Genomic DNA, 11,395 nt, shown 5'->3' with positions numbered 1-11,395 from the left:
GTCCGATGGTACCAACGTTGACATGCGGTTTTAGACGTTCAAACTTGGCCTTTGCCATGGGTATTTCCTCTTTTTTTTGGTGAATCTTTATCAATCAAAGATCAGTGAATAGCTGTTTGACGGCTCATGATGCAGGTAAGACCATCAAACCGTTGACGCTATGGTTTATCTACTAAAACTATTCTGTAATCTTGCTAAAATCTATGCGCTTCAACTTCATACAGATAAATATTATACTTACTTTTCAATCTATTGAACATTGCTAGCTATTATATAACATCGCTGTTGCACTAATTTATCTTACTGTAGCTCATCTACAAATAAACTTAGTATTTATTAATAAATTGACAGCACTAAAGGGCAACACCTCAGTGTCACCCTTAAATCATCAATTGCTGTACTGTATTTATAATGTTCAATATCCTATGCTTTCGATATCGATGCAACGCTGTTTAAAATAGCAAAGCAAACACAAAAAGCTTAAACAATAAATGGAGCTCATATCGAGAATTGAACTCGAGACCTCTCCCTTACCAAGGGAGTGCTCTACCGCTGAGCTATATGAGCATGTTTTTAATAACTACAGTAAAAATAATATTGTAGATTTACTAAAAAAATATCACGACACAGTTATCATAAACTGATTATCGTGATTTATTATTGATAATTTTTGCGATGGTGTATATATGGAGCGGGTGGCGGGAATCGAACCCGCGTCATTAGCTTGGAAGGCTAAGGTGTTACCATTATACCACACCCGCATTTACTCTTATTCTAAATGACTCTAATCGAGAGTCTCTAAATATATAGAGTATGCTTGGCGCTATGACAAACTTAGAAAATATGGTGGTGGGAGAAGGATTCGAACCTTCGAAGCTTTCGCGACAGATTTACAGTCTGTTGGGTTTGACCGCTCCCCAATCCCACCTTAGGTTGCTTTAAACAAAAATGACTTTAGTTTAAGACATATTCATAAAAAGCTACTTTAAGAGAGATGGTGCCGACTGCCGGGATCGAACTGGCGACCTACTGATTACAAGTCAGTTGCTCTACCAACTGAGCTAAGTCGGCTTGTTCTCTTAAAGTGGTGGCTATTCTATCAAATATTTTGAGATGCGCAAGCCCTTTTTCATATTTTTTTAAATTAATTTAATATAAATATTTAAGTCACTGATTAAGCTAGTTTTTTTATGAATAAAAATACGACGATAAATTGGCTTTTTGTTCAAAGCATTTGTTTTTGCCACACAGCTGGCTATTTAACTAGCGAATGTGCAAACCATTACAGGCCATTTTTACCGCTTTTAACAAAGCAAGTGCTTTTTTATTGGTCTCATCCCATTCATCTTCTGGAATAGAGTCAGCGACGACACCCGCACCTGCTTGGATATGGATTTTGCCGCGGCGCATAACAGCCGTTCGGATAGCAATAGCGGTATCCATGTTGCCATGCCAGCCCAGATACCCTACTGCACCACCAAAGACCGTTCGACGTACTGGCTCTAACTCATCAATGATTTGCATGGCGCGGATTTTGGGTGCCCCTGTTAAGGTGCCTGCTGGGAACGTCGCACAAAAGACATCCAGTGCGTCTTTGTCAGGCAATATCGTCCCCTCAACGTTAGAAGCAATATGCATCACTTGTGAGTAGCGTTCAACAAACATCTTTTCGGTCACCTTAACACTGCCGTATTCACAAACGCGGCCAATATCATTGCGACCCAAATCAATAAGCATCAAATGCTCAGCAATTTCTTTTTTATCATTGAGGAGTTCTTGCTCGAGCGCTTCATCTTCTGCTTGGTTTTTCCCACGTTTACGAGTGCCTGCTAATGGTCGCACCGTCACTTTGCCATTTTCGATACGTGATAATATCTCAGGCGAGGCTCCTATAATATCAAAACGCTTGTGATCGTCTAAGGTATAACCATGCACCAAGAACAGATAAGGTGATGGATTTAAGAACCGCAGGGCACGATAGACAGCCAGCGAGTCGCCTGTATAGTCAGCTGTCAAACGCTGAGCAGGAACCACCTGCATGACATCACCTGCTAAGATGTAGTCTTTAATCTTATCGACGTCACTACAGTATTTCTCTGCACCTGTTTGTGAGGTAAACGTTGGCGTCGGCATCACTGGCGCGCTTAAGTTTGGCATCTCTGCTAACTTCTCTTCAATTTTTTCTAATTCACGGATAGCGTTACTGTAGCCATCTTCACTATTGCAGTCGGCATAGACGATGATAGATAACGTGTTTTCTAAACTATCAAAAACTATCACACTCATCGACAGCATCAACCACATGTCTGGCATCGACATGGGGTTGGGTGCGTCAGACAAGCCCACGCTTGGCTCAATGACACGTACCATGTCATAACCAAAGTAACCTACCAAACCACCGCTAAAGCTCGGTAACATAGCGATATCGGCTGCTGTTGGCATATTATACTGAGCCATCAACTGACGAATATAATCAAATGGATCATCTACTGCATTTACATCAGTCTGATCGTTTCTTTTGACCGTCATATTACCATCTGTATATTGCAAAATCAGATCGCTACCCAAGCCAATCATCGAATATCGTGCCCAGCGCTCACCGCCTACGACTGACTCAAACAAATATGCCGAACCATTCAGATCGCGTACTTTAGAAAATACAGATACTGGCGTTTGCGAATCCATTAAGCGTTTTTTTACCAGTGGTGCATGACTAAAGCCACGGTCTTTAAAAGACTGATATTCTTCAAAGGTCATCATAGTAAGGCTCTCTTAGCAACATATTGGCAAAAGATAAAAAGAATAGAAACAATAAAAAGGTATAGTCGGTTCAATGTCATTTGGATACAAGGAAGCCGAGTGAAAGCGCTACAAGTAGCAGACTAAGCGAGCCTAATACCGCATCCAATTTATAGAAGTTGACTATAGATAAAATATAGCGTCAACACTCTACTGAATGCTGACGCTATAGAAACTCGCTTTTACAGCTTAACCGCGAAAGATATGAGCTATCTGGCTAGTGTTGTATAAGCGACTGTTGGTTATACGACGCCTTTATTAAACAACCATAGCGCTAACCCAATAATGAGAATGGCAACAAATACCCATATAAACCAACCACCGCTTGGTTTTTTCTCTATGTGTCCTGCATTGGCTGGGTTGTTGACTGCCTGATTTGCCGCATTATTGCCTTCGGTACCAAGATCACGAGACTGCCCTAGATTGGCTGTACCGGAAAACTGTGCAGTGGCTGCTTGCTTAGCACGTAAGACATCAGGATCAGCTTCTTCTTGCAGCTCAGTCGTCGTCGTTTTGTCATGCTCTGGTTCGACTACTGGCTCTTCGTGCACTGGATCTTCAGATACGGCCTCTTCTTGTACAGCCGACTGATCTATTAATGGCTCACTCTGATCAACTACTGGCGATTCAGGCTCTGTCGCTGCTACTTCTTGCTGCTCAGCTATCTCTTCTGATATCACGGGTTCTTCTGCGACTCCTGGCTCTTCTAGTACTGGTTCTTCTACTATAAGCTCTGGAGTATCCTCTACTGGTGCAGACTCTACACTTTCTGCAGCTGACAAGACTTCCTCGATACCTGTTTCTTTGACAATTGGCTCTTGTGAGGCTGGTTCGACTGTTTCAGTGGCATTATCTGTAGGCACACTAGTATCAGATGCTTCATTTGTTGATTCTACTGCTACTTCTGAAGCTATATCGACAGGTACTGTCTCAACACTTTCGTCTGTAGCAGGCAGTATACCTTCGATACCTGTTTCTTTCACCACAGGTTCATCAATGGTTGGGTGTTCGATGATGTACTCTTCGAACTCATCTTCTTTGCCAGTAGTCTCAGTAACAGCAGCTTCAGTATTACTGTCATCAACAGTATTTATACTATCCACTGCATTTGCATTCTCTGCCACTACTGGTACTAACGACTCTTCTTCTGCAGCCACAGGCGCATTTACCAAAAAGCTAAAGCTGGCAAAGCCAATTGTGTCATCTACTTGTAATAGGCTTGACTGGTTGCCTTCGATACGCTGATCATTGATAAACGTGCCGTTTGATGAGTCCAAATCTTTTACATACAACTGACCATCTAATACGCTGAGCACGGCATGATTACGCGATACTTGCTTGCTGCCGAGTACCACATCATTATCACTGCCACGTCCGATAGATAGGCTGTCATCGACCGTCAGGGTCAGTTCTCCAAGCGCTTCTGTCAACGCATTAAGCTGCCAAGTGCTCGCTGATGGTGTCGGGTTTCCGCTGTCTATATTGTTTGTCATGATGCCATTCCTTATTTTTCTATTAAATTTCAAATGATTTTAGCTAAATTATTACCAATGTTTAAAGCGATTTTAGTGTTAACCGTTATAAATAATACCGTGTCTATTTGCGCTATTTAATAATAAAACGAGGCTTGATAATACCGTCAAGCTTGCTATATGGAATGCTTAATACAGGCATACCATAAGCATATGGACCGATAGAATAATGCTGATAGCGAATGTCGATACCTTCATCCGTCAGCGTTATATTATCACTCAATGTAAACGGCCAGTTTTTTTCATAGCTACTGACATCGTCGTCCACCGTTTTAACCCACGTTTTATAAGCATCGTATGCAAGTGCTTCGAACTTTGATTTTTTACCTGATTGAAGCATATCATCAAGTTTAATTTGTTTTTTGGTGCTTAGATCAAATACCAAGTACTCACTATAAGGCATGCCATGAGCACCACCAGTAAAGACATAAGAGTCGATTTCGAACAATTCAAAGTCACTCACATGACCTAAATACTCAGGTGTGACCATTAAGCTATAAGCCCATGAACTACCCTCAGGAATATCTATAAATTGTGAGCTAGCAAAGTCATCAATCGCTGCGTTTACCGCTGCCTGATTCAGTTTCGTTTTGATAGGTGCTGACTCAGTCGGTTTACTATTGACGACTAACGCATTGATACGCTCATTCGTCATATCATTTATCCAACGATGATTGGTATTCAAATATTTAATATCAATCTCGGGGCAATTATCACGCTCTACACATTGTGCTTGTATGTTTTCTGACAACTCATAATTAAAGTAATCGGTACTGCTGATGAGATTACCTGCATTTGCAGGCATAGCGACGACCCCTAGCAGAAAACTACTAGCCAATAGACCCATCAGACGTGCGTGACTCGCTTTTATAGGTGAGCGCAGGAATACTGATGAGTTATTAATATTAAATGGATTCGTAGCGTTCATATAGCCTCTTTCATAAACATACAACATTGCTTAACATTCTACTGTAACAATAATAATGTATTGTAGGAACACTGTTTGTGTTTTGAGAAATTACCAGTTTTTAAGCGTTGAGTACGTAAATTATAGGTAATAAAAAAGACACGGCTAGCGTGTCTTTAGAGATAAATCATATCGTGGAATAATGGATTTTAATGCTCACGAGTATTACTAAAAGTGATTTCTGGATAACGATCTTGCATCAACTGCAGGTTAACCCGCGACGGTGCAAGATACGTCAGATAGCCACCACCATCGAGTGATAACTGGTCATGAGCTTTCTTCTTAAACTTAGCCAGTGCCACTTCGTCATCACAGTGAATCCAGCGTACCGTTGCAATGGATACAGGCTCAAAGATACATTGAACCTTGTACTCTTCTTTGAGACGATGCGCGACCACTTCGAACTGTAGTACACCAACCGCACCCAAGACTAAATCGTTATTAATTTGCGGCATAAAGACCTGTGTTGCGCCCTCTTCACTTAACTGCTGAAGACCTTTTTGTAGCGCTTTAGACTTTAGCGGGTCTTTGAGTATCACACGGCGGAACAGTTCAGGCGCAAAATGTGGAATACCGGTAAAGTTTAGCTCTTCGCCTTCTGTGAAGCTATCACCGATTGAGATAGTTCCATGGTTGTGCAAGCCAATAATATCCCCTGGATATGCTTCTTCTAACGCTTCACGGTCTCCTGCCAAAAAGGTCAACGCATCAGCAATACGTACGTCTTTGCCCAAACGCACATGCTTTAGCTTCATGCCTTTTTCGTACTTACCTGAGCAGACTCGTAAGAATGCAATACGGTCACGGTGACGCGGGTCCATATTGGCCTGAATCTTAAAGACAAAACCACTAAAGTCGGTCTCAGTCGCGGCGACTTCACGCTCATTGGTCGGATGCGCTTTAGGTGGCGGTGCATATTTAACCAGAGTATCGAGTACCATGTTGACACCAAAGTTACCCAGCGCTGTACCGAATAATACAGGTGTCATCTCGCCTGCCAAGAACGCTTCAACACTAAACTCTTCTAGCGCCATTTGTACCAGCTCAAGCGACTCCTCAAAGGCATCAAACATCAACGTTCCTAGACGCTCACGTATGTCAGGATAATCATAACCTTCTCGGGTCTCAGAGACCGTCATCTTGCCGCCATTACCTTTTTGATAAAAGTAGGTTTTGTTTTCGGTCAAGTGATACACACCCACGAAATCTTGTCCCATACCGATAGGCCAAGTCACTGGAATACATTTAATCTTTAGAACTGACTCGATTTCACTAAGCAGCTCAAGCGGCTCGCGAATTTGACGATCGAGCTTGTTAACGAATGAGATAATCGGCGTATCACGCATCCGGCACACGTCCATCAGCTTGATGGTTCGCTCTTCGACACCCTTTGCGCCATCAACCATCATCAATGCACTATCTACAGCGGTCAGAGTTCGATAGGTGTCTTCACTAAAGTCAGCGTGACCGGGTGTATCTAGTAGGTTGACCATATGATCTTGATACGGAAACTGCATGACTGAGGTGGTAATAGAAATACCACGCTCTTGTTCCATGCTCATCCAATCTGAGGTGGCATGACGATCAGTCTTACGGCCTTTTACTTCGCCTACTACCTGAATTGCCTGCCCCCACAGTAGCAGCTTTTCAGTCATGGTGGTTTTACCAGCATCGGGATGCGAGATAATGGCAAAGGTACGACGTTTGGCTACTTCTTTGTTTAGTTTCTTTGGATCTACGCTCATAATTTTTGGCTTCAACCTTAACTTCAAAAAGGCTGTCTTTTAGACAGTAATCTGAATAAATAGAATAAATAATGGGCATATTGTAGCGGATTTAGCGTCAGGGTGCAGAATTAGCGCACAAAAAATACCACCGAACCGTCAAATAGAGCATATGGGAAAACTTTTAACGTCAATAGTAACGTATGATGTGAACCACTCATTGACGCAACTGGTGTGCACAACCGAGCAGTCGATTGCTATCTAGCAAGTGATAATCGCTACCTCTTATTTTCCATTAAATACGCTTTAACGATAAAAATAATTATTGCGTGTCTTAAATTCAATCGATAGTCATCAAAATTACAAATTCACAGTATATACTTACGACTGACCTATATAGCTAGGCCAATGGTTTGTTATGCTGAATGACAAATTAAAACTTACCGTTTAATTATAAAAACTGATAACAAAAAAGGATGCATTATGAAGACTTTATATTCTACCAAAGCAACTGTTACTGGCGGCCGTGCAGGTTCAGCCAGTTTGAGCGATAGCGATCTCAGCATCAACATGGTGTCACCAGGCTCTGGAAAGGAAGGTAATAATCCAGAGCAGATGTTTGCGATAGGTTATAGCGCTTGCTTTGACGGTGCACTTGGCGCTGTTAAGCAAATGGAAAAAGCAAAGTTTGATTCAAAGACGTCGATCGAAGTCGATTTATTACAAGGCGAAGGACATGATTATAAGCTAGCAGCTAGAATCCATGTCATTGGTGAAAACACTGAGCTGTCTGCTGATGAGTTTCAGCAACTGGTTGAAAAAGCACATCAGGTATGCCCATACTCAAAAGCAACACGTGGCAACATCGATGTAGAATTGACTTCAGAAGTAAAATAATACAAGCTCGACGGTTAAGCAGCTTGATTATTAAAGCTGTTCGATTGTTAGATAAGCTACGAAATAAAGAACTTAGTTCACGCTGGGTTCTTTTTTTATGGCTGAACCAATTGTCATACCACGCGCATCATTCACATCAATAGGCAATTCAATAGGTGATATTGAACATCTCGTAACGGTTAAGCAGTTCGGCACACACGGATTTTATCGTTATAATAAGCACATATTTCTATCTAATAGCTGATAAGTGACCTTTATGACTGATCCTATGACCGACTCCATCACCGACAGTGACCACAACTCCCATCAAGCGATTGATCCTGCCGCATTGCCAAACTTTGAAACCATGCCCAATGTAGCGACGATGGACACCAGTCACGTCGATAAAAACCAACCACCTTTTATCTTAGTTGACGGCTCTTACTATCTGTTTCGCACTTATCATGCCTTACCAAAGACCATGCAAAACTCGCAAGGCCTGATTACTAATGCTATTCGTGGCACGCTCAATGCACTGCTCAAGCTGATGCGCCGTTATCACCCTACGCATATGGCTGTCTGTTTCGATACCAAATCACCGACTTTTCGTCACCATATGTCTGCTGATTATAAAGCAGCGCGACCACCCATCGACGTAGAGCTAGTAGAACAGATTCCTTATATTCATCGTTTGGTCACGGCCTTAGGTCTGCCCCTGTTGCGTATCGAAGGCGCAGAAGCCGATGATATCATTGGTACACTTGCCCACCGTGCTGTCGCTGAAGGTCATCATGTCGTCATCTCAACGGGTGACAAAGACATGATGCAGCTGGTCAATGACTGCGTTATCTTAGAAGACAGCTTCACCGGTAAAATTACTGACACCCAAGCCGTGATTGATAAATTTGGTATTAACCCAAACCAAATGATTGATTTTTTAACGTTAATGGGTGATGCGTCAGACGGTATCAAAGGCGTGCCTGGTATCGGTAAAAAAACGGCAAAAGACCTACTCGTTGAGTATGGCGATATCGGCAATATGTTAAAGCATATTGGTTTCATCAAAGGTCGCGGTGCAAAAGGTTTGATTGAACACGCTGATGATATTCCGTTTAATAGAAAGCTAGCCACCATCGTGACAGACTTGGGTATCGGTCAAGACTGGAATGATTTGAAAATCAATACCGATCCTTGTGCTCATATAGACGAATTACGCGAACTGTATAATGAGCTTGAGTTTAGAAACGAGCTAGCGTCTCTTGACCACCCAAACCACCCCGCCAATGGCAACGGCTCGCAAAGCGTCGCTGACAGTCAAGCGAATGCCGAATCACAAGCGCAAGTGGCCAAGTCACTACAATCAAGCAGTATTGAGAATATCCAAGATAGCAAAGTGCATGATAGAGCATGGCATACAGTGCTCGACGAACCAGCTTTTGAGAGTCTGATTAAGCTATTAGAGTCTGTACCGCATTTTGTCATCGATACCGAGACCACTAGCGTCTATTGGCGTCAAGCCGAAATCGTCGGTTTGTCCTTTGCTGTGCAAGCACATGAAGCGTATTACATTCCGCTGACTCATAGTCTAGAAGGTGACGAGCTAACGGCCAAACAGCTCGACCGTGATACTGTTTTGACACGCTTAAAGCCTATTTTGGAAAATCCAAATATCGGTAAAATCGGTCAACATCTAAAATACGATGCTCACATTCTCAGTCATTATAATATTGACCTGCTCGGTGCCATTCATGAACAACCCAACAACTGGGCCATGGATACCATGCTTGCCAGCTATGTGATTAACGCTGCCGCCACTCGTCACGGTATGGATGACTTGGCACGGCATTATCTACAAACCCAAACCATCAGCTATGAAGATGTCGCTGGTAAAGGCGCTAAGCAAGTCACTTTTGATCAAGTCGCCATTGATATCGCCAGTGACTATGCTTGTGAAGATGCCGACATTACCTATCAATTATTTGAGGTATTTAGCGTCGAGATGGCAAACGATGCCAATAATGCTAAATTATTACATGAGTTAGAGATTCCAACAGCAGAGATACTGTGCCAAATGGAAGCAAACGGTATCTTAATCAAGCGTCCATTCTTAAATGAGTTATCAAAACGCTTTGATGAAGAAATTATCGCGCTTGAAAAACAGGCCTATGAAATCGCTGGTGAAGAATTTAATCTTGGCTCACCGAAGCAATTGGGCGAGATGTTGTTTGAAAAGCTTGGCGTTGCTGGTGGTAAAAAAACCAAATCAGGCCAATACTCGACTGGCGAAGCGGTACTGTCAAAAATCGATCACCCATTGGTCGATATCACATTAGAGTATCGCAGCCTATCTAAGCTAAAAAGCACTTATACCGACGCGCTCGATAATGTGGCAGATAGCGAAACTGATCGTGTGCATACCAGCTATCACCAAGCATTGACCAGCACTGGTCGTTTGTCTTCGACCGATCCCAATTTGCAAAACATTCCTATTCGTACCGCAACTGGGCGCTTAATTCGTCAAGCCTTTATCGCTCCAGAAGGCCGCGTGATTCTCGCAGCGGATTATTCACAAATTGAATTACGTCTCATGGCGCATTTTTCAGGTGATAATAATTTAACGCATGCCTTTAACGAAGGGTTAGATATTCACGCTGCGACTGCCGCCGAAGTGCTTGGCAAAGATGTCTCAGAGGTCACCTCGACCGAGCGCCGTAACGCCAAAGCCATTAACTTTGGTCTACTATATGGCATGAGTGCATTTGGTCTGGCCAAGCAATTGCAAATGAGCCGCAATGAAGCGCAAGATTATATCGACATGTACTTTGATCGCTATCCAGGTGTCAAAAACTATATGATCAATACGCGTGCCAGCGCTCATGAGCAAGGCTATGTCGAGACGATATTAGGTCGTAAACTATATACGCCTGACATCACTCATAGCAATCGTATGGTCAAGCAAGGCGCGGAACGTGCTGCGATTAATGCGCCACTTCAAGGCTCAGCGGCAGATTTAATCAAACTTGCTATGATTGCTGTCGATAAGGTATTGCCAAAAGATCAAGCTAAAATGCTGCTACAAGTCCATGATGAATTGGTATTCGAAGTCGATACTGATAAGGTTGATGAGATTAGCCAGTTGATTACTGATGCGATGCAAGATGTATTGAAGACAACGGCTGTAGAAAAGGGCTGGAATGTAGACTTTGCAGTGCCGCTATTGGTTGAGACTGATAGTGGTCAGAACTGGGATGAAGCGCATTAATAGCTAAAGCATAAAATTTATTCTACGTACGGTTTAACAGAAAAAGGCTAGGCATTTTGCTTAGCCTTTTTCATATTAGAAGACCTATTGAGCAATACTGTTATACAAGCAATAGCGCCTTTGCTATACAAGCATACATAAAATTTACGCATCCTTCCTCAGAACTAAAACATTGCTAGCCACAACTTCCCTATAATTACTGACCTATGGCATAATACTTTTGTTTACCCTTTTT

General features: G+C 42.5%; 6 protein-coding genes and 4 tRNA genes. 2 read left to right on the top strand and 8 right to left on the bottom strand.

The window, feature by feature from the left end:
* Positions 1 to 492: 492 nt before the first annotated feature.
* From I6E61_RS02890 to I6E61_RS02855, 8 genes are all read right to left on the bottom strand, one after another.
* Positions 493 to 567, bottom strand: a tRNA-Thr gene (locus I6E61_RS02890).
* A gap of 120 nt (positions 568 to 687) precedes the next feature.
* Positions 688 to 761 (bottom strand) — tRNA-Gly (locus I6E61_RS02885).
* Positions 762 to 844: 83 nt separating this feature from the next.
* Positions 845 to 928: transfer RNA gene (locus tag I6E61_RS02880), tRNA-Tyr, on the bottom strand.
* A gap of 67 nt (positions 929 to 995) precedes the next feature.
* Positions 996 to 1,071 (bottom strand) — tRNA-Thr (locus I6E61_RS02875).
* A gap of 192 nt (positions 1,072 to 1,263) precedes the next feature.
* The gene (gene trpE / locus I6E61_RS02870) at positions 1,264 to 2,760 is read right to left on the bottom strand and encodes an anthranilate synthase component I (protein ID WP_197129397.1); all 1,497 of its coding nucleotides are present in this window, start codon (positions 2,758 to 2,760) and stop codon (positions 1,264 to 1,266) included.
* A gap of 281 nt (positions 2,761 to 3,041) precedes the next feature.
* Entirely contained in the window at positions 3,042 to 4,292 is a 1,251-nt protein-coding gene (locus I6E61_RS02865) for an FHA domain-containing protein (protein WP_197129394.1), read from the bottom strand.
* A 112-nt stretch (positions 4,293 to 4,404) separates the two neighbouring features.
* On the bottom strand, positions 4,405 to 5,259 hold the full coding sequence (locus I6E61_RS02860) for an RsiV family protein (RefSeq protein WP_197129391.1): 855 nt from the start codon (positions 5,257 to 5,259) through the stop codon (positions 4,405 to 4,407).
* Positions 5,260 to 5,447: 188 nt separating this feature from the next.
* Positions 5,448 to 7,043 carry a peptide chain release factor 3 gene (locus I6E61_RS02855; protein ID WP_194195869.1) on the bottom strand — a complete coding sequence of 532 codons (1,596 nt, stop codon included), beginning with the start codon at positions 7,041 to 7,043 and terminating at the stop codon, positions 5,448 to 5,450.
* Between the two features lie 462 nt (positions 7,044 to 7,505).
* Between I6E61_RS02855 and I6E61_RS02850 the strand changes: the two genes are divergently transcribed.
* Positions 7,506 to 7,919 (top strand): Ohr family peroxiredoxin, encoded by a 414-nt coding sequence (locus tag I6E61_RS02850; RefSeq protein ID WP_194195870.1) that lies wholly within the window; start codon positions 7,506 to 7,508, stop codon positions 7,917 to 7,919.
* A 268-nt stretch (positions 7,920 to 8,187) separates the two neighbouring features.
* On the top strand, positions 8,188 to 11,160 hold the full coding sequence (gene polA, locus I6E61_RS02845) for a DNA polymerase I (protein WP_197129513.1): 2,973 nt from the start codon (positions 8,188 to 8,190) through the stop codon (positions 11,158 to 11,160).
* Positions 11,161 to 11,395: the final 235 nt, after the last annotated feature.

This window comes from Psychrobacter sp. NZS113 (assembly GCF_015864825.1).
Taxonomy (GTDB): domain Bacteria; phylum Pseudomonadota; class Gammaproteobacteria; order Pseudomonadales; family Moraxellaceae; genus Psychrobacter.
The sequence above is the reverse complement of the archived record's forward strand: the minus strand, read 5'-3'. Positions and strand labels throughout refer to the sequence as shown.